Source organism: Methylocystis sp., from assembly GCF_046349115.1.
Taxonomy (GTDB): Bacteria; Pseudomonadota; Alphaproteobacteria; order Rhizobiales; family Beijerinckiaceae; genus Methylocystis.
On the sequence record NZ_JAXMCX010000001.1, the window covers coordinates 475,715 to 497,298 of the forward strand.

The 21,584-nt window shown below is 63.5% G+C and carries 22 protein-coding genes; 6 read left to right on the forward strand and 16 right to left on the reverse strand.

The window, feature by feature from the left end; genetic code table 11:
• Positions 1-116: 116 nt before the first annotated feature.
• From rpoB to rplJ, 3 genes are all read right to left on the reverse strand, one after another.
• Positions 117-4,256, reverse strand: a complete 4,140-nt coding sequence (gene rpoB / locus U1E20_RS02195) for a DNA-directed RNA polymerase subunit beta (RefSeq protein WP_409978947.1) — start codon at positions 4,254-4,256, stop codon at positions 117-119.
• A 188-nt stretch (positions 4,257-4,444) separates the two neighbouring features.
• A complete protein-coding gene (gene rplL / locus U1E20_RS02200; protein WP_409978948.1) occupies positions 4,445-4,828 on the reverse strand; it encodes a 50S ribosomal protein L7/L12 in 384 nt (127 codons plus the stop codon).
• Between the two features lie 39 nt (positions 4,829-4,867).
• Complete coding sequence (gene rplJ / locus U1E20_RS02205; RefSeq protein ID WP_409978949.1) at positions 4,868-5,383, reverse strand: 50S ribosomal protein L10; 516 nt, start codon at positions 5,381-5,383, stop codon at positions 4,868-4,870.
• Between the two features lie 477 nt (positions 5,384-5,860).
• On the opposite strand from rplJ, the gene U1E20_RS02210 reads away from it, so the two are divergent.
• Entirely contained in the window at positions 5,861-6,070 is a 210-nt protein-coding gene (locus tag U1E20_RS02210) for a hypothetical protein (protein WP_409978950.1), read from the forward strand.
• Positions 6,071-6,439: 369 nt separating this feature from the next.
• Here U1E20_RS02210 and U1E20_RS02215 read toward each other — a convergent pair whose 3' ends face one another.
• The 10 genes from U1E20_RS02215 to U1E20_RS02260 all read right to left on the reverse strand — a co-directional run bounded on the left by U1E20_RS02215 (position 6,440) and on the right by U1E20_RS02260 (position 14,799).
• Positions 6,440-6,715 (reverse strand): hypothetical protein, encoded by a 276-nt coding sequence (locus U1E20_RS02215; protein ID WP_409978951.1) that lies wholly within the window; start codon positions 6,713-6,715, stop codon positions 6,440-6,442.
• Positions 6,716-6,834: 119 nt separating this feature from the next.
• On the reverse strand, positions 6,835-9,249 hold the full coding sequence (pheT, locus tag U1E20_RS02220) for a phenylalanine--tRNA ligase subunit beta (protein ID WP_409978952.1): 2,415 nt from the start codon (positions 9,247-9,249) through the stop codon (positions 6,835-6,837).
• Positions 9,246-9,731, reverse strand: a complete 486-nt coding sequence (locus tag U1E20_RS02225; protein WP_409978953.1) for a hypothetical protein — start codon at positions 9,729-9,731, stop codon at positions 9,246-9,248. Before U1E20_RS02225 ends, pheT begins: the two co-directional genes overlap by 4 nt.
• On the reverse strand, positions 9,709-10,002 hold the full coding sequence (locus tag U1E20_RS02230; protein ID WP_409978954.1) for a hypothetical protein: 294 nt from the start codon (positions 10,000-10,002) through the stop codon (positions 9,709-9,711). Before U1E20_RS02230 ends, U1E20_RS02225 begins: the two co-directional genes overlap by 23 nt.
• An 18-nt stretch (positions 10,003-10,020) precedes the next feature.
• Positions 10,021-11,100: a phenylalanine--tRNA ligase subunit alpha gene (gene pheS, locus U1E20_RS02235; protein ID WP_409978955.1), complete on the reverse strand. Its 1,080-nt coding sequence runs from the start codon at positions 11,098-11,100 to the stop codon at positions 10,021-10,023.
• A 216-nt stretch (positions 11,101-11,316) separates the two neighbouring features.
• Entirely contained in the window at positions 11,317-12,309 is a 993-nt protein-coding gene (locus U1E20_RS02240) for a bifunctional enoyl-CoA hydratase/phosphate acetyltransferase (protein WP_409978956.1), read from the reverse strand.
• A gap of 15 nt (positions 12,310-12,324) precedes the next feature.
• Complete coding sequence (locus U1E20_RS02245; protein WP_409978957.1) at positions 12,325-12,846, reverse strand: DUF3280 domain-containing protein; 522 nt, start codon at positions 12,844-12,846, stop codon at positions 12,325-12,327.
• Positions 12,843-13,610: a M48 family metallopeptidase gene (locus U1E20_RS02250; RefSeq protein ID WP_409978958.1), complete on the reverse strand. Its 768-nt coding sequence runs from the start codon at positions 13,608-13,610 to the stop codon at positions 12,843-12,845. Before U1E20_RS02250 ends, U1E20_RS02245 begins: the two co-directional genes overlap by 4 nt.
• A gap of 117 nt (positions 13,611-13,727) precedes the next feature.
• The gene (locus U1E20_RS02255) at positions 13,728-14,375 is read right to left on the reverse strand and encodes an SCO family protein (RefSeq protein WP_409978959.1); all 648 of its coding nucleotides are present in this window, start codon (positions 14,373-14,375) and stop codon (positions 13,728-13,730) included.
• A gap of 73 nt (positions 14,376-14,448) precedes the next feature.
• Positions 14,449-14,799, reverse strand: a complete 351-nt coding sequence (locus U1E20_RS02260; RefSeq protein ID WP_409978960.1) for a hypothetical protein — start codon at positions 14,797-14,799, stop codon at positions 14,449-14,451.
• 156 nt (positions 14,800-14,955) lie between these two features.
• Here U1E20_RS02260 and U1E20_RS02265 point away from each other — a divergent pair, with 156 nt between their 5' ends.
• From U1E20_RS02265 to U1E20_RS02285, 5 genes are all read left to right on the forward strand, one after another.
• Positions 14,956-16,476 carry a helicase HerA-like domain-containing protein gene (locus tag U1E20_RS02265; RefSeq protein ID WP_409978961.1) on the forward strand — a complete coding sequence of 507 codons (1,521 nt, stop codon included), beginning with the start codon at positions 14,956-14,958 and terminating at the stop codon, positions 16,474-16,476.
• A 26-nt stretch (positions 16,477-16,502) separates the two neighbouring features.
• Positions 16,503-16,754 (forward strand): hypothetical protein, encoded by a 252-nt coding sequence (locus U1E20_RS02270; protein ID WP_409978962.1) that lies wholly within the window; start codon positions 16,503-16,505, stop codon positions 16,752-16,754.
• Positions 16,751-16,966, forward strand: coding sequence for a DUF2283 domain-containing protein (locus U1E20_RS02275; protein ID WP_409978963.1), 216 nt, complete (start codon positions 16,751-16,753; stop codon positions 16,964-16,966). The genes U1E20_RS02270 and U1E20_RS02275 overlap by 4 nt, the downstream gene beginning before the upstream one ends.
• 179 nt (positions 16,967-17,145) lie before the next feature.
• Entirely contained in the window at positions 17,146-18,033 is an 888-nt protein-coding gene (gene rpoH, locus U1E20_RS02280; RefSeq protein ID WP_409978964.1) for an RNA polymerase sigma factor RpoH, read from the forward strand.
• 254 nt (positions 18,034-18,287) lie between these two features.
• Positions 18,288-18,965 carry an SDR family NAD(P)-dependent oxidoreductase gene (locus tag U1E20_RS02285; RefSeq protein ID WP_409978965.1) on the forward strand — a complete coding sequence of 226 codons (678 nt, stop codon included), beginning with the start codon at positions 18,288-18,290 and terminating at the stop codon, positions 18,963-18,965.
• Here U1E20_RS02285 and U1E20_RS02290 read toward each other — a convergent pair.
• Genes U1E20_RS02290 through U1E20_RS02300 form a run of 3 tightly spaced genes read right to left on the reverse strand, consistent with a single transcriptional unit; the run spans position 18,938 to position 21,382 of the window.
• Positions 18,938-19,705: an ABC transporter ATP-binding protein gene (locus U1E20_RS02290; RefSeq protein ID WP_409978966.1), complete on the reverse strand. Its 768-nt coding sequence runs from the start codon at positions 19,703-19,705 to the stop codon at positions 18,938-18,940. The genes U1E20_RS02285 and U1E20_RS02290 overlap by 28 nt on opposite strands.
• A complete protein-coding gene (locus tag U1E20_RS02295) occupies positions 19,647-20,402 on the reverse strand; it encodes an ABC transporter permease (protein WP_409978967.1) in 756 nt (251 codons plus the stop codon). The genes U1E20_RS02290 and U1E20_RS02295 overlap by 59 nt, the downstream gene beginning before the upstream one ends.
• Positions 20,399-21,382 (reverse strand): ABC transporter substrate-binding protein, encoded by a 984-nt coding sequence (locus U1E20_RS02300; RefSeq protein ID WP_409978968.1) that lies wholly within the window; start codon positions 21,380-21,382, stop codon positions 20,399-20,401. Before U1E20_RS02300 ends, U1E20_RS02295 begins: the two co-directional genes overlap by 4 nt.
• Between the last annotated feature and the right edge of the window lie 202 nt (positions 21,383-21,584).

The window sequence follows — 21,584 nt, forward strand, 5'->3', positions numbered from 1 at the left end:
TTTATTCGAAGTCGGGTATACCCGACTTCGCAAAATGCGACGAAGCGATCCAGGCCGTCGTCCGATGCTCTGGATTGCTTCGCTTTGCTCGCAATGACAAAGGCGGTCACTGCTCGTTACTCCGCCGCCTCCGCAGGCGCCGTCGGCGGCGCTTCCTCTTCCGGCTCCGCATTGGTCAATTCGACGTTGAGCGCCAGCGAACGCATTTCCTTGATGAGCACGTTGAAACTCTCCGGAATGCCCGACTCGAAAGTGTCGTCGCCGCGCACGATCGACTCATAGACCTTGGTGCGGCCGGCGACGTCGTCCGACTTCACGGTCAGCATTTCCTGCAGCGTATAGGCCGCGCCATAGGCTTCGAGCGCCCAAACCTCCATTTCGCCGAAACGCTGGCCGCCGAACTGCGCCTTGCCGCCCAGCGGCTGCTGGGTGACGAGCGAGTAGGGGCCGATCGAGCGCGCGTGAATCTTGTCGTCGACGAGGTGGTGCAGCTTCAGCATATAGATGTAGCCGACGGTCACCTTGCGATCGAAGGTCTCGCCGGTGCGTCCGTCGAAAAGCGTCACCTGGCCGGAGGAGGCGAGTCCCGCCTTCTCCAGCATGTCGACGATGTCCTTCTCGCGCGCGCCGTCGAAGACCGGCGTCGCGATCGGCACGCCGCGCTTCAAATCCTTGCCGACTTCGACAAGGCTCGCCTCGTCAAGCGCGGCGAGTTCGCGGTCGTCGCCGTAGATGTCGGTCAACGTCTTGCGCAGCGGCTTCACGTCCTTGCTGCGATAATAGGCGTCGACCGCCTGGGCGACCTGTTTGCCGAGACCGGCGCAGGCCCAGCCGAGATGAGTCTCGAGAATCTGTCCGACATTCATGCGGCTCGGCACGCCAAGCGGATTGAGCACGATATCGACGGGCGTGCCGTCCTCGAGGAAGGGCATGTCCTCCTGCGGCACGATGCGCGAGACGACGCCCTTGTTGCCGTGACGGCCGGCCATCTTGTCGCCGGGCTGAATCTTGCGCTTCACCGCGACGAAGACCTTGACCATCTTCATCACGCCGGGCGGCAATTCGTCGCCGCGCTGCAATTTCTCGACCTTGTCGAGGAAGCGGTTTTCAAGCCCCTTCTTCGACTCGTCATATTGCTTGCGCACCGCTTCGATCGACGCCATCAGCGCGTCGTCCTCGATGACGAAGGTCCACCACTGCGAGCGGGGATATTCGTCGAGGATCGTCTGAGTCAGCTTTTCGCCCTTCTTGAACGACTTCGGACCGGCGATCGCCACCTTGCCGATCAGCGTCTCGGCGAGGCGCGCATAGACGTTGCGGTCGAGGATCGCGAGTTCGTCGTCGCGGTCCTTGGCGAGACGCTCGATCTCCTCGCGCTCGATCGCCTGGGCGCGCTCGTCCTTCTCGACGCCGTGGCGGTTGAAGACCCGCACTTCGACGATCGTCCCCTGAACGCCCGGCGGCACGCGCAGCGACGTGTCGCGCACGTCGGAGGCCTTTTCGCCGAAGATGGCGCGCAGAAGTTTCTCTTCCGGCGTCATCGGGCTTTCGCCCTTGGGCGTGATCTTGCCGACGAGAATGTCGCCCGCCTGCACCTCGGCGCCGATATAGACGATGCCTGCTTCGTCGAGATTCTTCAGCGTCTCTTCCGAGACGTTGGGAATGTCGCGGGTGATTTCTTCCGGACCGAGCTTGGTGTCGCGGGCCATCACCTCGAATTCATCGATGTGAATCGAGGTGAACACGTCGTCCTTGACGATGCGTTCGTTGAGCAGAATCGAATCTTCGAAGTTATAGCCGTTCCACGGCATGAAGGCGACGAGCACATTGCGTCCGAGCGCCAGATCGCCGAGGTCCGTCGACGGGCCGTCGGCGATGATGTCGCCCTTCTGCACCAGATCGCCGACGCGAACGAGCGGCTTCTGATTGATGCAGGTCGACTGGTTCGAGCGCTGGAACTTCATCAGCCGATAGATGTCGACGCCGGGCTTGCCCGGATCGAGTTCTTCGGTCGCGCGGACGACGATACGGGTCGCGTCGATCTGGTCGACCACGCCGGTGCGGCGCGCCGAGATCGCGGCGCCCGAGTCGCGGGCGACGACCGGCTCCATGCCGGTGCCGACCAGCGGCGCGTCGGCCTTGACCAGCGGCACCGCCTGGCGCTGCATGTTCGAGCCCATGAGCGCACGGTTGGCGTCGTCGTTCTCGAGGAATGGAATCAGCGCCGCGGCCACCGAGACGAGCTGCTTAGGCGACACGTCCATCGCGTCGACCTTTTCGCGCGGCACCAGCATCACGTCGCCGGCGTGGCGGCAGAGCACGAGGTCTTCAGTGAGATTACCGTCCTTGTCGACCGGCGCGTTCGCCTGGGCGACGTGATATTTCGCCTCTTCCATCGCCGAGAGATAGGCGACTTCGCCGGTCACCTTGCTGTCGCGCACGCGCCGGTAAGGCGCTTCGATGAAGCCGTATTTGTTGACGCGCGCGAACGTCGCGAGCGAATTGATCAGGCCGATGTTGGGACCTTCCGGCGTCTCGATCGGGCAGATGCGGCCGTAATGCGTCGGATGCACGTCGCGCACCTCGAAGCCGGCGCGTTCGCGCGTCAGGCCGCCCGGACCGAGCGCCGAAAGACGACGCTTATGCGTAATCTCCGACAGCGGATTGGTCTGGTCCATGAACTGCGAGAGCTGCGACGAGCCAAAGAATTCGCGCACCGCCGCCGCCGCCGGCTTGGCGTTGATCAGGTCCTGCGGCATCACCGTGTCGATGTCGACCGACGACATGCGCTCCTTGATCGCGCGCTCCATGCGCAGCAGGCCGAGGCGATACTGATTCTCCATCAGTTCGCCGACCGAACGCACGCGGCGGTTGCCGAGATGGTCGATGTCGTCGATCTCGCCGCGGCCGTCGCGCAGATCGACGAGCGCCCTGACGACCGCGATAATGTCTTCGCGGCGCAGCGTGCGCGTCGTGTCCGGCGCGTCGAGATCAAGGCGCATGTTCATCTTGACGCGGCCGACCGCCGAGAGGTCGTAACGCTCCGGATCGAAGAACAGCGAATGGAACATGGCTTCCGCCGTGTCCATCGTCGGCGGCTCGCCCGGACGCATGACGCGATAAATGTCGAACAGCGCTTCCTCGCGGTTCGAATTCTTGTCGACGGCGAGCGTATTGCGGATGTAAGGACCGACATTGATGTGATCGATGTCGAGCACCGGCAGTTCGTCGAAGCCTTTTTCGATCAGCGACGGCAGCGTCTTGACGGTGATTTCGTCGCCGGCCTCGGCGAAAATCTCGCCGGTCTGGGGATCGAAGAGGTCCTGCGCGAGATATTGTCCGTAGAGGTCCTCGGGCGCGACGCGGATCGCCTTCACGCCCTTTTCGGCGAGCTGACGCGCGGCGCGCACCGCGAGCTTCTTGCCGGCTTCCAGGATGACCTGGCCGGTGTCGGCGTCAATCATGTCGGCGGTCGCCTTGACGCCCTTGAGCCGCTCGGCGTCGAACGGCATGCGCCAGTTCTCGCCGTCCTGCGTATAGAGGATCGTCTTGTAGAAGGTCGACAGAATCGTTTCGCCGTCGAGGCCGAGCGCGAACAGAAGCGACGTCACCGGAATCTTGCGGCGACGGTCGATGCGCGCATAGACGATGTCCTTGGCGTCGAATTCGATGTCAAGCCAGGAGCCGCGATAGGGAATGATGCGGGCGGCGAACAGCAGCTTGCCCGAGGAATGGCTCTTGCCCTTGTCGTGGTCGAAGAACACGCCCGGCGAGCGATGCATCTGCGAGACGATGACGCGTTCGGTGCCGTTGACGATGAAGGTGCCGTTCGACGTCATGAAGGGCATGTCGCCCATGTAGACGTCCTGCTCCTTGATGTCCTTGACCGACTTCGCCTGGGTGTCGGGATCGACGTCGAACACGATCAGCCGCAACGTCACCTTGAGCGGCGCGGCGTAGGTCATGCCGCGCTGGCGGCATTCGTCGACGTCATATTTCGGCGCTTCGAATTCGTAGCGCACGAATTCGAGCAGGGAGACCTGCGAGAAGTCGGAGATCGGAAAGACGGACTTGAAGACGGCCTGCAACCCCTCGTCGGGACGGCCGCCCTTCGGCTCGTCGACAAGCAGGAACTGATCGTAGGAGGCCTTCTGGACCTCGATCAGATTGGGCATTTCCGCCGCTTCGCGGATATGACCGAAGAATTTGCGGATGCGCTTGCGACCGGTGAACTTTCTCGCCGACGTTTGAGCCATGTCGCCTTTCGAGCCTCTTTCTTCATGGGGGCCGACCGTCCCGCTGCGAGACGTCCTTTGCCCGTCAGGCGTTCTTCATCGCGGCGTAATTCCCGCGTCCGTGAGCGCCTTGTTGTTTGTTGGCCGCAGCCCCGGCGCGCCGGGGCTGCGGCGATCGCAGCGCCGCGAGAAACGCGCGGCGGAAAGACTTAGGTGAGATCGACCTTGGCGCCGGCCTTTTCGAGGGCGGCCTTGATCTTCTCCGCCTCTTCCTTGCTCGCGCCTTCCTTGACCGGCTTGGGCGCGCCTTCGACCAGGTCCTTGGCTTCCTTCAGGCCGAGGCCGGTGATCGCGCGGACCTCCTTGATGACCTCGATCTTCTTCTCGCCGGCCGCAGCCAGGATCACGTTGAACTCGGTCTTCTCCTCGGCGGCCGGCGCGGCAGCGGCGCCGCCAGCGCCAGGCGCGGCGGCCACGGCGACGGCGGCTGCGGCGGAGACGCCCCACTTCTCTTCGAGCATTTTGGCGAGCTCAGCCGCCTCGAGAACGGTAAGCGCCGAGAGGTCTTCGACGATCTTTTCCAGATTTGCCATGATTGACGTCCTTTGAATTTGGTTCTGCGTGATGGCCTCTTAGGCCGCGTCTCGTTTGGCGTAGGCCCCGAACACGCGCGCCAGCTTGGCGGCCGGCGCGGTCGAGAGCTGGGCGATCTTGGTCGCAGGCGCCTGGATGAGGCCCACGAGCTTGCCGCGCAGTTCGTCGAGGGACGGCATCGTCGCAAGCGACTTGACGCTGTCCGGATTCAGGGCAGTCTTGCCCATGGCGCCGCCGAGGATGACAAACTTGTTGTGATCCTTGGCGAAGGCCACGGCGACTTTCGGCGCCGCCACCGGATCGTCCGAATAGGCGATCAGGGTCGGCCCCTTAAGCAGGGGCGCGATGGAGGCGACGTCGGCGCCATCGAGAGCGATCTTGGCGAGGCGGTTCTTCGCGACCTGAACCGTCGCGCCAGCGTTGCGGGCCTGCTTGCGCAGGTTCTGCAGCTGGGCCACGGTCAGGCCGGAGTAGTGGGCGACGACGACGACGCCGGTCTTCGAAAAGACTTCGCGCAACGCCGCGACCGCTTCCTGTTTCTCCGCTCTGTCCACGGTTGCTCTCTCTAACTGGCGGGAAAATCCCGCCGGCTGCGACATGCCGCTCGTTTGGGGCGAGCGGCGCCGTAGATCCTGTCCCCGTCGCTGGCGAGCCGCGGCGGTTGAAGGGGCGCGAACCAAATTCGAAGGACGCTTGCGGGGCGAGCCGTCAGCGTCATTAAAATTCCGGTTTCCCCGTCTATGCAGGCCGCCGTCCGGTCGACGGATCGCTCCGTCCCCATCGGGCCGATTGAGCCGCTGCAGGGCTTAAAAGCCCCTTGCGCGCGCCGGCAGTCTCGGACAGGACATGGCCGGACAAGACACGAGGGGGAACCCCGGGTCCGCCGGCCTATCCACCGCCTTTTGCTAAGTCCTTGAAGCGACTTGGCTCGAGGCGGAAGCTCAAATCTGAAAACGGGGCCGCAGGTCGATTGGCCAGCCCCGGAGGGCCTTATTTAAGGAAGCCCGAGCGGTTTGCCAAGGGGAAAAACCATGTTTTTCGCTCAATTCAGCGGCATTATTGACGGCTGGACGGGAAGCTATTCAGGTCGCGCTCCCTTCGAGGAGCTTGTTGGACTGTTCGCGGCGAAGTCTGGAACTCGGATCGAAACCGCGCATCGATTTTGCCATTATGCGCAAGGCACGCTTACTGAAGAGGAATTGAGAAACAAACAAGGAAGTTTGCATGGAAAATTTTCATAAGACGGAAAGTCACAAGGTGAGTAGGTTGGCAGTGGTGTTCGCGACCGTTGCCGGCGTAAGCGCGGCAGTTATATTTGCTTACGCGATATTCATCGTCGCTACGGTCTTCGGCTCGTGGCAGGAGATTTTAAAATAACATTTCGCAGCAATTATAGGCCTTCCAGGAGCTGCGGCGGCTGCGTTTGTTCTTGTAGTGTTTCTGCGCCAAACCGATGGACCTATAGAATTTCAAGGACTGGGTTTTCGGTTTTCGGGCGCCTCGGGCCAGGTTGCAATGTGGGTCGTCTGTTTTCTGGCAATTGCCGCTGCGATTAAGTTGTGTTGGCGCTTGTAACAGTCTGGACTGCTTATTCGAGCTTGAGTCGCGCTTCATCGCCGTCCCGGCGTGAACTCCATCCGCTTCCGGCCGCCGCGCCCGTAAGAGACCTGCGCGCCGCCGTAGCGCGGCGCGGGGCGATAGGCGCCGCGGCCGGCGGCGCCGTGGGCGCCTTCGCTGGCGATTCCGGGGTAGGTCGCGCCGTGCTGGCCGCGCGTCGGCCCGAAAGAGGCGAGGCAGCGGTTGTAGGCGTCGGCCTCCTGGATTTTCTCGCAGTCGGCGATGGATCGCGGCGCGGCGAGAGCGGGAAACGACTGGAGAATCGCCATCAGCGCTATCACTAGGCCGTCATTGCGAGGAGCGTAGCGACGAAGCGATCCAGGGCTTGCATGAAGTTGGATTGCTTCGCTTCGCTCGCGATGACGGCTGCTTGTGCAATGACGGTTGATCATCCTCTCAGCGTCGCGCCGCATTTCTTTTCCGCCTCCGCAACGATCTTCTGCGCCACCGCGTCGATCTCCGCATCGGTCAGCGTTTTCTCGCGCGGCTGCAAAGTGACGGCGAGGCCGATCGATTTTTTGCCCTCTGGCACGCCTTTCCCTTCATAGAGGTCGAAGACCGCGACATCGACGATCAAGGCTTTGTCCGCGCCCTGCGCGGCTTTCGCCAGATCGCCGGCGCGGGCGGCGCGATCGACGATAAAGGCGAAATCGCGCGATACCGGCTGCAGATCAGAAATCTCGAGTTTCGGCTTGATTTTCGTTGGCTTCGCCTTGGGGGCGGGGAGCGCGTCGAGAATGATTTCGAACGCCGCGACCGGCCCCTCGACATCCATGGTTTTCAAGGCGCGCGGATGCAATTCGCCGAAATGGCCGACGACCGTCTTCGGCCCGAATTGCAGCGTCGCCGAGCGGCCGGGGTGAAACCACGCCGGCCCGCCGGGAACGATCTGCAGGCCGCCAGTCGGAACGCCGAGCGCGCTAAGCAGCGCCATGGCGTCGGCCTTGGCGTCGAAGACGCCCGCCTCTCGCGCCTGCGCGGACCAGTGACGCCCGGCGCCGGCGAGTCCGCGGCGCACGCCCGCCGCGGCGAGGCGCTGGCCCGTCTCGGTGGCGTCGAGGAAAATCTGGCCGACCTCAAACAGGTTCTGATCGCCCAGCGCCCGCGCGGCGTTGCGTCCGGCGGCGGCGACGAGGCCGGGCAGCAGGCTCGGCCGCATGTCGGAAAGATCGGCGGCGATCGGATTGGCCAGCGCCAGCGCCGGGGCGCCGCCGCCGAAGGCTTCCGCCTGTTCTTTCGAGACGAAGGACCAGGTCACCGCCTCGACGAGACCCTGGCCGGCGAGCGAACGGCGGGCGTTGCGGGCGCGCTTCTGCATCAAGGTCAGCACCGGCGGCGCGACGCCTTCGGCGCGGAGCAGCGGCGTCGAGGGCACATTGTCGACGCCGATCAGGCGGACGACTTCCTCGACGATGTCGGCCTTGCCCTCGATGTCCGGACGCCATGAGGGGACGGCGATGCTGACGCCGGCGTCGCTTGTCTTCTCGACGGTAAAGCCGAGGCGTTCGAGAATGACGGTCGCTTGCGCGGGCGCTACGTCGATTCCGGCGAGCCGCTTGATCTCGCTCCAGGGGAAGTCGATGACGCGCGGCGCGCGGGGAACAGCCCCGGCGAGCGTGAGTTCCGAGGGCTCGCCGCCGCAGAATTCCAGCACGAGCTGCGTCGCAAGCTCGATCCCGGGAAGCGCGAAGGCGGGGTCGACGCCACGTTCGAAGCGATAACGCGCGTCGGTGACGATGCCGAGCTTGCGGCCGGTGTGGGCGATATTCATTGGGTCCCACAGCGCCGTCTCGATCAGCGCGTCGGTGGTGTTCTCATCGCAGCCCGACGCCTCGCCGCCCATGACGCCGGCAAGCGATTCAGGGCCATTGTCGTCGCAGATGACGACCATGTTTTCGTCGAGTTCATAGGTGCGGCCATCGAGCGCGAGCAGAGTTTCGCCTTGCTTCGCGCGGCGTACAACGAGATTGCCCTTCACCTTTTTTGCGTCGAAGACGTGCAGCGGGCGCGCGCGGTCGAAGGTGAGAAAATTGGTGATGTCGACAAGCGCGTTGATCGGGCGCAGGCCGATTTCGCGCAGGCGCGCCTGCAGCCAGGCGGGGCTTTGTCCATTCTTGACGCCGCGCACGAGGCGCAGGCCGAAGAAGGGCGCGAGATGTTTGTCTTCTTGCGAAAAATCGAGCGTCACGCCGACGGGGCAGGGGAATTTGCCCTCGACTGGCAGAATGTCCTTGGTCTTGAGGACGCCGAGGCCCGCCGCCGCGAGATCGCGCGCGACGCCATGCACGCCGGCGGCGTCGGGGCGATTGGGCGTCAAATTGATCTCGATGATCGGATCGTCGAGGCCGGCCCATTGCGCGTAAGAGGCGCCGACCGGCGCGTCTTCGGGCAGATCGATGATCCCTTCATGATCGTTGGAAAGTTCGAGTTCGGCCGAAGAGCAGAGCATGCCGAGCGACTCGACGCCGCGGATGACGCCCTTGCCGAGCGTGATCTTCTTGCCGGGGATGTATGTTCCGGGCGGCGAGAAGACGCTTTTCATCCCCGTGCGGGCGTTGGGCGCGCCGCAGACGACCTGCACCGGCGCGCCGCTTCCCGTATCGACGATGCAGACGCGCAAACGATCGGCGTTGGGATGCGGCTTCGCTTCGATCACGCGCGCGATGGTGAAGTCTTTGAGTTGCGCGGCGGGGTCATGCACATATTCGACCTCAAGGCCGATGCGCGTCAGCGTTTCGACGATCTCGCTGAGCGAAGCCGACGTGTCGAGATGCTCTTTGAGCCAGGAGAGGGTGAATTTCATTGGGAGCGGTTCTTGAAGATGAGTGCAACAACAAGAATTCGCCGCTCGCTGGCGTCGAGTTCTCTTAGCTTTTGCATGGCGATGCGAGCAGAATCGATAAGCTCACTGCACTTCCTCACTGAATAGCTGTGTCTCTCGATCGGAAGATAGTCAGATTTGTGTCGTTCGCTTTGAAGCTCCGCGATCAAATTTCCTATTTCTCTCAGTCGCGATTGGCTCGGAGCAAAATTTTGGGCGGCTCGCTTTAGAGAGCTATGTTCAAGCGCCCGATAAGCTTTTTCAAACTCCTCCGAACCTCGATCTGCACCCGGCAACAACTCGTCCGCGCAAAGCTTCGCCACCGCGTGAAATACTGCGTAATAAGCCGTGCTGACGGCGCGACGTTTTAGCGGGGAATTGCGCCGACCTAACCCCGCCGTTTCCGAGGCGAGAGTCAACAGACCGTCATCCATCGGATTATCAATTGGAAGTTTCAACGGCATCGTCGTCTTCCGAGTCTGCTGGGGTATCAATATCCAAGAAAACAAACCGATCTTCGCCACGTTCTTGCAATCGATCTTGGATCTCGATCGTCGCATTCAGTTTGTCCGTGATGCTCTTCATCGGCGTCAGGATATGCGCGGTGATACGGATCACCGGGACGCCGTCGAAATCATCTTCAGATTTAACGTCGCAGGACAAAAACTTTTGCGCGGCGAGCCGATTCTCGAGAATCTTCGCGGCGATCTCTTGGATTTCAGCGTCTCGTATCATGTTTTGCCGTCCTGCGATCTACCCGCTCAACCCACCCGCCAGCGACGGGAAATCCAGCGGCCTGAAGCCATAATGCTCCAACCAGCGGGTGTCGGCGTCGAAAAAGGCGCGGAGATCCGACATGCCATATTTCAGCATCGCCAGCCGGTCGACGCCGACGCCGAAGGCGAAGCCCTGATGGCGGTCGGGATCGATGCCGCAGTTTCTCATAACATTGGGGTGCACCATGCCGCAGCCCAAAATCTCCATCCAGTCCTCGCCTTCGCCGAAGCGAATTTCGCCGCCCTGGCGCCGGCACTGAACGTCGACCTCCATCGATGGTTCGGTGAAGGGAAAGAAGGAGGGACGAAAACGCAGTCTCACGCCTTTCACTTCGAAGAAGCTCTTTAAAAATTCTTCGAGCGTCCATTTGAGATGCCCAAGATGCGTCGTCTCGTCGATGACGAGTCCTTCGATCTGATGGAACATCGGCGTATGGGTCTGGTCGAAGTCGCAGCGATAGACCCGGCCGGGGCAGATGACGCGGATCGGCGGCTTCTGCGACAGCATGGTGCGCACCTGCACGGGGCTCGTATGGGTGCGCAGCAGCCGTTTCTCGCCGCTCGCCGGCGCGAGAAAGAAAGTGTCCTGCATTTCCCGCGCCGGATGGCCTTCGGGGAAGTTCAATTTGGTGAAGTTATAATCGTCGCTCTCGATGTCAGGCCCTTCGGCGACGGCGAAGCCCATATCGGCGAAGATGATCGAGAGTTCGTCGGTGACCTGCGAAATCGGATGGATGCGCCCGCGCTCCAGCGGGCTGGCCGACGCCGGCAAGGTCACATCGAGCGTCTCGGCCGCTAGCCGCGCTTCGAGCGCCGCGCCGGCGAGCGACTCGCGTCGCGCGGCGATCGCTTCAACCGCCTTGTCTTTGAGCGCATTGATCTTGGCGCCCTCGGTCTTGCGGTCCTCGGGCGACATTTTGCCCAAGCTCGCGAGCAGCGCCGAGATCGCGCCCTTTTTGCCGAGCGCGGCGAGGCGCACGGCTTCGAGCGCCGCTTCGTCGGCGGCCTCGTCGATCTGGCGCAGCGTATCTTCTTCGAGTTTGGCGATGTCGGTCATGGCGCGATCAGGCGATGGCGGATCGGGCGCGCAGACTTCATCGTCATTGCGAGCGAAGCGAAGCAATCCATAAGCGGCGTCGCGGCTCTGGATTACTTCGTCGCTTCGCTCCTCGCAATGACGGCGGAGCTGGCCCGTTCCGCAAATCTGCGGGAATACTTGCGCCGCCTTCTGCCACGCTGGGGGCGTTCTGTCGAGAACGCCAGATCACGCGCCTTAAGGCGCGGCGCGCGGCCGGTGGGTGAAAATCTGCGCCAGCGCCGAAGAAACCACGCGGGAGCCGATGTCGTCGGCGCGGCTGGTCAGAACGATCGGGACGCGCGCGCCGAGCACCAGACCCGCCGTGTCGGCGCCGCCGAGGAAGACGAGCTGCTTGGCGAGAATATTGCCCGCCTCGAGATCGGGCGCGACGAGAATATCGGCGTCCCCGGCCACTTCCGACTCAATGTGTTTCGCCTCGGCGGCGTCGCGCGAGATGGCGTTGTCGAAGGCGAGCGGCCCGTCGAGGTCGGCGCCGGCGATCTGGCCGCGGTCGGCCATCTTGCACAGCGCCGCAGCCTCGATGGTCGACGGGATTTTGCCTTCCACCGTCTCGACCGCCGACAGCAGCGCCACCTTGGGTCGCTCGATGCCGATCGCATGGGCGAGGTCGACGGCGTTGCGCACGATGTCGCGCTTGATGTCGAGCGTGGGCGCGATGTTGATCGCGGCGTCGGTGACAAGCAGCAGTTTGGGATAGCTCGGCGCGTCGATGACGAAGACATGGCTGATCCGGCGCTCGGTTCGCAGCCCGGCCCCGTCGCGCACGACGGCGGTCATCAGCTCGTCGGTATGCAGCGCGCCTTTCATCAGCGCGTGCAGCCGGCCGCGGCGCACCAGCTCCACCGCCTGATCGGCGGCGGCGTGGCTATGCGGCGCGTCGACGATCTCGACGCCTTCGAGCGAGACGCCGCTCGCCAGCGCCGCCGCCTCGATTTTCGCCCGAGGTCCGATAAAGGTCGGGACGATAAGCCCCCGTTCGCGCGCGGCGATCGCGCCTTCGATCGAGCGCGCGTCGCAAGGATGGACGACGCCCATGCGGATGGGCGGCAGCGCCTGCGCCCGGCGCACCAGCGCATCAAGCAGCGCGCCGCGCGTACGGGCCTGAGCCAGCATGGACCAGGGCGGGCGCGATGTCGCCGTCGGTTCACAACCGGCGCTCTGGCTCATGCGGGCCTCCTTCACTCAATTCGGCGGATCGCGCGCGATGCGATCGACGAAGAATTTCGTCGCGCGCGCCCAGGATTGATCATTGTCGCCGCGAAAATCGAAACCTTGATGATAGATCAGTTCGCCCGTCGCGGCGCGCGCGATTGAGACGCCCATGCTGAGAATAAGCGTGCTCACCTTGTTGACGACGCCCGTGAGCACAAGATCGGCGCCGGCTTTTTTGGCGAGCGATAATTCGCAGCCGTTGCAGGTGCGAATGTAAGTCTGTTTAAGGATCGCGTCGAGATCGTCGGCGATCGTCGCCCGATCGACGACGTCATAGAGGCGTCGCGCGGCGAGGCCCGCGCCGATGTCGTCGCGGGCGCGCGCGAGCCTTCTCGAATGTTCGGCGCTCTGGTCGATGGGTTCGTTCGACGTGTCGATCAATTCGAAATCGAGCACCAGAAGGCGTTGTCGCGGCTCTTCGGCCAGCACAGGCGCTGCCCCCGACAGCTGCAGGAGCAGGGCGAGCCCGAGCAGCCCGCGTCGGCCGATCATCGCGCCCTGGCTCCATATTTATGGAGATGCGCGCCATGCGCCGAGAGCCAGGCTTCGGCGCGATCCGTCTCGGCGCAAAGCCGTCGCGTCAGCTTCCAGAATCGCGGCGAGTGATCGAGATGCACGAGATGCGCCACTTCATGGGCGGCGAGATAGTCGAGAACGAAGGGCGGCGCCATGATCAGCCGCCACGAGAAGTTCAGCGAGCCGGATGCGGAGCAAGAACCCCAGCGGCTGATCGGATCGCGAAGCCCGACGCCGCGCGGCGACAGGCTCAATGCGGCGGTATGGCGCGCGACCGCCTCTTCAAGATCGCGGCGCGCCTCTCGCTTGAAATAATCCTGAACGCGCCGATGCACATGCGCCGCCTGACCGGCGACGCACAGCGCGAAGGGAACCTCGTCCTCGTTCCGCTGCTCGACCCAGGTGACGCCCCGGCGTTCCGGATGGTGGGCGATCATATGATCGACGCCGCGCAGGGGCGTGATCGAACCATGCGCGAAGGGAATGGTTTCAGGCAGCCGGTTGAGTCGCGCGGCGATCCAGGCGGCGTGACGCTGAGCGAAATCGCGCGCGTCCCGCAAGGACGCCCGCTGCGGCACGGTCAACACCGCGTCGCGCGCGGCGAAGCGCACGCGCAAGGTGAATCGACGCGCATTCTGCGACCGGCGCAGAGCGACGAGAATTGGTTCACCCGCGTGAACTAGGGTGAGAGTCGATTCGCCGCCATTCGGCGCCGGCCCTTCGCGCAGAAGTCGCAGCATGACTCACATGCTAGCGCAAAGCCCATGTGAGTCGCGAGTTAGAAAATTGCGGGTTAGCGAAAATATTTCGCTTGCGCGTGGCCTTTCGCGCCGCGCCGCAATTGTCGACCGCGAACGCTACAGATAGCGCTGAAGCTCTCGCGCCGCTTCGGCCGGGCGACGCGCCACATTGAACGGCGCGACAAAGCGGCCGTTCTTGTCCATCAGATAAACGACAGTGGTGTGATCGACGGAATAATCTTCGTCCGCGCCCCCCGCGCGCTTCGAGAAGATGCGGTATTCGCGCAGCACGGGATCGATCGACGCGCGCGGACCGGTGACGCCGATGATGCGCGGATCGAAATTAGAGAGATAGTCTTTGAGGATCTCGGGCGTGTCTCGCTCCGGATCGACGGTGACGAACAGCGCGCCGACCTTCGCATCCGGTCCCATCGCCCGCAGGATTTCCGACATTTCAAAAAGCGTCGTGTGACAAATATCGGGACAATGCGTATAGCCGAAGAAAACCAGGAAGGGCCGGCCGAGGAAATCCTGTTCGGTCACCTGCTGTCCGGTATGGGCGGTGAGCTGAAACGGGCCGCCGATCGTCTCAGTCGAACTCGTCGGCTTGCCGCTGGTGAAGTAAACGAAAGCGACGAAAACCGCAGCGAAGACGGCCCCGACGCCGATCAGCAACGGCTTAGAGACGCCTGGCCCGTTCGTGGTTTGCGCGCCTTTTGCGCCGCGCTTCAGTCCTTTTGCGCCACCCTTCGATCCGTTGGCCATTGTGCGTTTCCTGCGATTGTTGTCTTGGGCGGCGCGTCGCCGCAGCGGCTCCGCCGGGCGGAGCGCGAGTGGGTCAATCCGCGAAAACTATATGGGCGTCATTGCATAAGTCCACGTCGCCCGAATCTTTCGCGTCGTCGAACGCCCAGCGCGCCTCAAAAAGACAGCCCTTCGCGCCAGTGATCGGAAATTGCGCGTGATCGCCCGCGGCGACCGGTCGATCGATTTTGCCGACGATGGTTTCCGAGGTCTTGTTTTTCGTCGTCATGACGATCTCGAAGCTCTTCAGCGGCACGAGACGCCGGTTCTCAAGATTGACGGCTTGCGCCAGCTTCGAGGGCGCCGTTCGCGGTTTCGTCGCGCCGACCGCTTGCGCGACTCCGACAGCGGCAATGACGCCGACCATCGCCAAGCGTAGCTTCATTGGACGTTCTCCCGGGCGGGGAACTTATCCCGACTGTCGCGGTTCGCCAAGCGCAGCCGGAGCCTGAGCAGGCCGCGGACGCTCAAACCATGCGCGCGGCGCTTCGATGGTGTAGCTTGCCCTATTCCGATTCCTAAATTGCGAAAGCGCTTAACCATGAGCGGCACTCCAGGGACGACGCCCGGCAAAATCCTCGTCGGCGCAACCGTAAAGGAAGGGAAACCGCGCGATTATCGTTACCTTACGCTGGCGCTTGGCAATCGTCATGGCTTGATCGCCGGCGCGACCGGCGGCGGCAAGACGGTCTCCCTGCAGCTTCTCGCCGAGGGCTTCTCGAACGCCGGCGCCTCGGTCTTTCTCGCCGACGTCAAAGGCGATCTCGCCGGACTGTCGCAGCCAGGCGACGGCAAGCCGGCCTTCATCGCGCGGGCGAAGGAGATCGGCGTCAGCTATGAGCCGGACCGCTTCCCCGTCGTCTTCTGGGATGTTTTCGGCGAACAGGGACATCCGGTTCGGGCCTCGATTTCGGCGATGGGCCCGCTGCTGCTGTCGCGTCTGCTCGATCTCAACGACACGCAGGAGGGCGTTCTCAACGTCGTTTTCAAGGCGGCGGACGAGCAGGGACTGCTGCTGCTCGATCTGAAGGATCTGCGCGCGATGCTGGCGCATGTCGCCGAGAACGCGGCGACTTACCGGGCGAAATACGGCAATGTCGCATCGGCGAGCGTCGGCGCCATTCAGCGGCAGCTGCTGGTTCTGGAGTCGCAAGGCGGCGAGAAATTCTTCGGCGAGCCGGCGCTCGACATTCTCGATTTCCTGCGCGTCGATCGCGACGGACGCGGGGTGATCAATATCGTCGCCGCCGACAGATTGATGCGCGCGCCGCGGATTTACGCGACCTTTCTACTCTGGATGCTTTCCGAACTGTTCGAAACCCTGCCGGAAGTCGGCGACCTCGACAAGCCGAAGCTCGTCTTTTTTTTCGACGAGGCGCATCTTCTCTTCAATGATACGCCGAAAGCCCTGCTTGCCGCGATCGAACAGGTCGTGCGGCTGATCCGCTCCAAGGGCGTCGGCGTCTATTTCGTCACCCAAAATCCGCTCGACGTTCCGGACACGGTGCTCGGCCAGCTCGGCAACCGCATTCAACATGCGCTGCGCGCCTTTACCCCGCGCGATCAAAAGGCGGTGCGCGCCGCCGCGGAGACCTTTCGTGACAATCCGCAAATCGACGAGGCGGACGTCATCATGCATCTCGGCGTCGGCGAAGCGCTGGTGTCGATGCTCGACGCCAAGGGAACGCCCGAAATCGTCGAACGAACGCTGATCGCGCCGCCGTCGGCGCGCGTCGGGCCGATATCCGTCGACGAGCGTGCGGCGATCATGGCGGCAAGTCCATTTGCCGGAAAATACGACACGATGATCGACCGCGAATCCGCCTTCGAAAAACTCGAAGCGCGGGCCGGGAAGGGCGAAGCGGCGAGCGATGCGGCGGGCGGCGGCCTGCTCGGCACGCTCGGCGGCATTTTGGGCGGCATTTTCGGCAAGGGCGATCGAAAGCGCATGTCGCCGGCCGAACTCGCGGCGCGCGCCGCGATTCAATCGGCGGCGCGATCCGCCGGCACCCAGATCGCACGCCAGATTCTGCGCGGCGTGCTCGGCGGGATGTCGAAGTAGCTCTGGCCCGTGCGGGCAGCGTCGCCATGAAGTCAACGCGCTATTTTTCTGAGCAGGTCTTGCGCAAGCGTCCATACCTCAATGAGGCGATGTGCGAAGGTGTGGTCGCCGCGCCGCTAAAACCTATAGTCCAACAGGACGGCAGGGTGCGCCATTGGGGAGCGGTGACTGATGCGCGCGATGGAAAAGAGCGTATACGGCGAGTTGCCGCTCTCGACGATGGCGAAACGCTGCACAACGCCTTTTTCGACCGAGACTTCTCGAAAGATGCGCCATGAAGCTCCACTACTACCCAGAGACGGATAGTCTTTATATCGAGTTGAAGTCTTCGCCCGGAACCGAGACTCGCGAAATCATATCCGGCGTCAATGTCGATCTCGATGAAGCGGGCGACGTCGTCGGTTTCGACATCGACCATGCCTCAAAGAAACTCGATTTAACAACGCTCGAAACGATTTCCTTGCCTCTGCGCGCCGCGAAGGTCGCCTGAGCGTTCCCTTTAGCCGCCGTCACATTGCTGAAACTTAATCCGCGCTTTAGCCTCCCTTCACGCAATCGTCATTTTCGAGCCCCCAGGCGGCGCCCTATAATGACCTCCTGTCGCGGTCGACGTTTCGTGACTTGCGCTTTGCGGACTCGCCACATTCGGGAGTTCGTCAGGAGGGACTTATGGCGAATGCCTTGCCCATCGTTTCGGAAGACGGCCTCTCGCGCTATCTATCTGAAATCAGGCGGTTCCCAATGTTGGAGCCGCAACAGGAATACATGCTCGCCAAGCGCTGGCGCGAGCATGAGGACCCAAAGGCCGCGCAAGAGCTGATCACGTCGCATCTTCGGCTCGTCGCCAAGATCGCCATGGGCTATCGCGGCTACGGCCTGCCGATCGGCGAGATTGTCTCGGAAGGCAATGTCGGCCTCATGCAGGCGGTCAAGCGCTTCGAGCCAGACCGCGGATTCCGCCTCGCCACCTATGCGATGTGGTGGATCCGCGCCTCGATTCAAGAATATATTCTGCGTTCATGGTCGCTCGTTAAAATGGGCACGACCGCGAGCCAGAAGAAGCTGTTCTTCAATCTGCGCAAGGCCAAGAGCCGCATCTCCGCCTTCGAGGAAGGCGACTTGAGGCCCGAAAACGTCGAGAAGATCGCGCATCGGCTCGGCGTGTCCAAGCAGGACGTCATCGACATGAACCGCCGCATGGGCGGCGACGCTTCGCTCAACACGCCGCTGCGCGAAGAGGGCGAAGGCGAATGGCAGGATTGGCTGGTCGATGACAGCATCGATCAGGAGCATCTGCTCGTCGCCCAGGAAGAGAGCGATAATCGCCTCAAGGCGCTGCGCGGCGCGCTCGACGTGCTCAACCCGCGCGAGCGGCGCATCTTCGAGGCCAGGCGTCTTGCCGACGATCCTGTCACGCTCGAAGCGCTGTCCGAGGAATTCGGGGTCTCGCGCGAGCGCGTGCGCCAAATCGAAGTGCGCGCTTTCGAGAAGGTTCAGGCGGCGGTGCGCGAAGGCGTCGCGCATATCGAGTCGGCGCATGCGCCGGCGCCGATGTAGACAGCTTACAAAGGCGTCGCGACAATCGGGCGGCGGCTGCGATCCGCGGTCGCGCGCGCCAAGACGACACTATGAAATAGCCGAATCATTCACAGGATCCTTTGCGAGCCAGGAGGCTCGCGGTCCAAGGGCGGCGACCCGGACCGCGAGCTTCGAGGCTCGCATGGTTGTGAACAGGCCAGATTTGGCGCGCTTAATCCGCCGCGCGCGCTAAGTAAGAAGCCGGCGAGAATTGAGAGCGCGCGAGGATCGCCATGTCTCACTGGCTCATCGTCGGCGCGAGCCGCGGCATCGGATTGGAGGCCGCGCGCCAGCTTTCGGCGCGGGGCGAGCGGGTGACGGCGAGCGTGCGCAGCGCGGCGGGTCTCGCCGCGCTCAAAGCCGCCGCGCCGCAGGCGACGCCCTTGCTGTTCGACGTTCGCGACGCGGCGGCGATCAGCGCCGGCGCCGCGCAGGTTTCCGAGCCGATCGACGTGCTGATCACCAACGCCGGCGCCTATGGGCCGCAGCGCCAATCCTCGACCGACATGGATTTCGACGGCGCCCTCGATCTTCTTTCCGTCAATACGCTCGGTCCGCTGCGCGTGGTTCAAGCCTTCCTGCCGCTGGTGAAGCGCGGCGCCGATCCCCGCATTGTCATGATCACGAGCCGATTGGGCTCGATGTCGCTTGGCGGCACGGTCAATGTCGCTTACCGCGTCTCGAAGGCGGGACTGAACAAGATCGCGCAATGTCTCGCCGACGATCTGAGGCCGGAAGGAATCATCGTCGTCGCGCTCAGTCCGGGCCGGGTGCGCACCGCCATGGGCGGACCCGATGCGACGCTGGACGTGGGCGACAGCGTGGCGGGCATTATTCGCACCGTCGAGTCTTTGACCCTCGCCGACACCCGCCGCTATCTCGACTATCGCGGCGAAGACTTGTCCTGGTAAGAAGACATGCCCTGATAAACGGCCCGCGCCCGCGCTTCGATGTTCTCCGCCGCCTCTCTTTCCAGTTGTTTTCGTGGCGTCGGCACATTGATTGTCGCGACGACCCGGGCGGGGCGCGCCGACAGCAGGAACAGCCGATCGCCGAGCGCGATCGCTTCGGCAAGATCATGGGTGACGATCAGCGTGGTGATGCGCCTCTCGTCGATGAGCCGCGCGATCATCTCGCGCAAATCTCGCGCGAGCGCCGCGTCGAGCGACACCAGCGGCTCGTCGAGCAGCAGCAGGTCCGGCTCGACGGCGAGCGCGCGGGCGAGCGCGACGCGCCGTGCGAGGCCCAGCGACAGTTCGCCCGGGAAATGCGACTCATGTTCGGCAAGTCCGAGTTCGTCGAGGAGCGCGGCGATCTCTTGTTCGCGCGCATTGGGCGCGGCGATGCGAATATTGTCGATGACGCTGCGCCAGGGCAGCAGCCGCGGCTCCTGAAAGACCATGCCAAGCCGGCCGTGTTCGGGGAGCGTGACCCTGCCGACATAATCCTTGTCCAGCCCGGCGATCAGCCGCAGCAGCGTGGTCTTGCCGCAACCGGAAGGGCCGACGACCGCGCCCGCCTTTCCGGCGGGCAGCGTCAGCCGCAAATCCTCCAGCGCGCGAAGCGGCTGTCCGCTCGCCGAATGATAATCCTTAGACGCGATCGAGACGTCGAGAGACGCCGCGCCGCCAGCGCGAGACGTGTCGTTCAAGAGGCTGCACCAGAAAGGTTTCGACGCTAAGCATCAGCGCGACGAAAGGGAGCGCGTAAGCGAGCAGTAGCTTCATGTCGAAGAGCTGAAAGGCCATGTTGATCTCGAAGCCGACGCCGTTCGAGCGCCCGAGCAGTTCGACGACGAGAACGATCTTCCACACCAGCGACAGGCCCGAGCGCGTCGCCGCCGCAAGATAGGGCGTGAGCTGCGGCAGGACGAGATGCTTCGCGCGTGCGGCCGGCGAAAAGCGGAACACATGCGCCATGTCTTCAAGATGCGGATCAAGCGCGCGGGCGCCCTCGCGCACGACGACGATGGCGTTCGGCAGCTTGTTGATCGCGACGGCGCCGATCGCGGCGACTTCGGTCAGTCCCGCCCAGACATAGGCGAGCACGATGACGACCAGCGCCGGAAGATTAAGCAGAACGACGAGCCAGGGATCGAGCAGCCGGTCCGCGAGCCTGTTGCGGCCCATGACATAGCCGATCGCCGCGCCGAAACTCATGGCGAGCGCAAAGGCGGCGATGACGCGCGCCAGCGTGATCGCGAGATTGAAGAACAGTGCGCCGGAGGCCGCCTCCTCATAGATTTTCGCGAAGACAGCGGCGGGTCCGGGAAGGCGATGCGGATCGGACAAAGACGCGCCGATCTGCCAAAGGAGGAGCAGCGCCGCAAGCGAGACCAGACGGATCAATGCGGTCCGCCCTCGGCGCCCTTGTAGAAGGTTCCGGGATCGAGTGTTCTGGCAGGTCCGACAAGCTTCTCGCCGCCAAGCGCGGCGAGCGCGCCGTAGAGCGTGCGTGCGTCGGCCTCTTCCTCGGCGATCGGGCGTTTCGGCGCGCCGGCGACATAGCGCTTGCGGTAGATGTCGAGAGTCCCCGCGTCCTTGCCGGCAAGGCGCTCCGCGATGACCGCGCCCCAGGCTCGGTCGGATGTCGCGATCAACTCCTTGGCCTTGCGGCTCGCGGCGAAGAACCGCGCCAGAGCGTCCTTGTTCCTTGCCGCGAAGCCTTCGTCGAAAACATAGCCGGTGACAACGACGTCGCCCTTGGCGCCGAGCGCCTTTTCGACGTCTGTGAGTTCAATGGCGCGCGTGAAGCCCTGCGCTTCGAGGTCGGCGGCGAAATTCCAGAATTCGAGCGCGGTGTCGATCTCGCCCTGCAGCGCCTTTTCGGCGATGAGCGGCGGCGCGCCGTAAAGCACGGTCGCGCCCTTGTCGAGATCGACGCCGTATTTCAGCGCATAGGCCTTGAGCATCAGCCAGCTCTTGTCGAGCGGCCCGCCGGCGACGCCCAGCGTCCTGCCGGCGAGGTCGTTGACGTTTCTGATCGCGGGGTTCTTGGTCATCACCGCGCCGATCGACGAGGAATGTGGATAGAAGGTCAGCTTCTGGCCTTGCGCGCGCTGGCGCGCGACCCACAGCCAATCGGAAATGATGAGGTCGGCGCCGCCGCCCTGAATGGCGATCTTGCCGGCGTCGGTCGAGGCGAGTTCGATCGCGTCAATGTCGAGCTTCGCTTCCTTGTCGAGGCCGAAGGCCTTGATGACGGCGAGCTCCCAGCCGAGCGTGCCGGTCTTCTGCAGCGCGATGCGCAGTCTTTCCGCCTGCGCCGGCTGGACGGCGAGGAACAGGCAGGCGAGGCCGGCGGCGAGAGCGACGAAGAAGCTGCGCATGTTTTTTCCTGAGGTTTCCCGGAAGGTCTTACCGCAGGATCGCCACATCGTCGATGCATCCGCGCCTTCACCCTCCCCTTGAGGGGGAGGGTCGGCGCGAAGCGCCGGGGTGGGGTGACGCCGTACCGCAAATTATTGTTGTATGAGCCCGCGGTCCGTTGCTCCGCTTCTGATGTATTTCTCCTGGCGTTCGCCCCACCCC

Coding starts and splice junctions, on each gene's coding strand:
- rpoB (WP_409978947.1), bottom strand. CDS start 4,256: ATGGCTCAAACGTCGGCGAGAAAGTTCACCGGTCGCAAGCGCATCCGC.
- rplL (WP_409978948.1), bottom strand. CDS start 4,828: ATGGCAAATCTGGAAAAGATCGTCGAAGACCTCTCGGCGCTTACCGTT.
- U1E20_RS02210 (WP_409978950.1), top strand. CDS start 5,861: ATGTTTTTCGCTCAATTCAGCGGCATTATTGACGGCTGGACGGGAAGC.
- U1E20_RS02215 (WP_409978951.1), bottom strand. CDS start 6,715: ATGGCGATTCTCCAGTCGTTTCCCGCTCTCGCCGCGCCGCGATCCATC.
- pheT (WP_409978952.1), bottom strand. CDS start 9,249: ATGAAATTCACCCTCTCCTGGCTCAAAGAGCATCTCGACACGTCGGCT.
- U1E20_RS02225 (WP_409978953.1), bottom strand. CDS start 9,731: ATGCCGTTGAAACTTCCAATTGATAATCCGATGGATGACGGTCTGTTG.
- U1E20_RS02230 (WP_409978954.1), bottom strand. CDS start 10,002: ATGATACGAGACGCTGAAATCCAAGAGATCGCCGCGAAGATTCTCGAG.
- pheS (WP_409978955.1), bottom strand. CDS start 11,100: ATGACCGACATCGCCAAACTCGAAGAAGATACGCTGCGCCAGATCGAC.
- U1E20_RS02240 (WP_409978956.1), bottom strand. CDS start 12,309: ATGAGCCAGAGCGCCGGTTGTGAACCGACGGCGACATCGCGCCCGCCC.
- U1E20_RS02245 (WP_409978957.1), bottom strand. CDS start 12,846: ATGATCGGCCGACGCGGGCTGCTCGGGCTCGCCCTGCTCCTGCAGCTG.
- U1E20_RS02250 (WP_409978958.1), bottom strand. CDS start 13,610: ATGCTGCGACTTCTGCGCGAAGGGCCGGCGCCGAATGGCGGCGAATCG.
- U1E20_RS02255 (WP_409978959.1), bottom strand. CDS start 14,375: ATGGCCAACGGATCGAAGGGTGGCGCAAAAGGACTGAAGCGCGGCGCA.
- U1E20_RS02260 (WP_409978960.1), bottom strand. CDS start 14,799: ATGAAGCTACGCTTGGCGATGGTCGGCGTCATTGCCGCTGTCGGAGTC.
- U1E20_RS02265 (WP_409978961.1), top strand. CDS start 14,956: ATGAGCGGCACTCCAGGGACGACGCCCGGCAAAATCCTCGTCGGCGCA.
- U1E20_RS02270 (WP_409978962.1), top strand. CDS start 16,503: ATGAAGTCAACGCGCTATTTTTCTGAGCAGGTCTTGCGCAAGCGTCCA.
- U1E20_RS02275 (WP_409978963.1), top strand. CDS start 16,751: ATGAAGCTCCACTACTACCCAGAGACGGATAGTCTTTATATCGAGTTG.
- rpoH (WP_409978964.1), top strand. CDS start 17,146: ATGGCGAATGCCTTGCCCATCGTTTCGGAAGACGGCCTCTCGCGCTAT.
- U1E20_RS02285 (WP_409978965.1), top strand. CDS start 18,288: ATGTCTCACTGGCTCATCGTCGGCGCGAGCCGCGGCATCGGATTGGAG.
- U1E20_RS02300 (WP_409978968.1), bottom strand. CDS start 21,382: ATGCGCAGCTTCTTCGTCGCTCTCGCCGCCGGCCTCGCCTGCCTGTTC.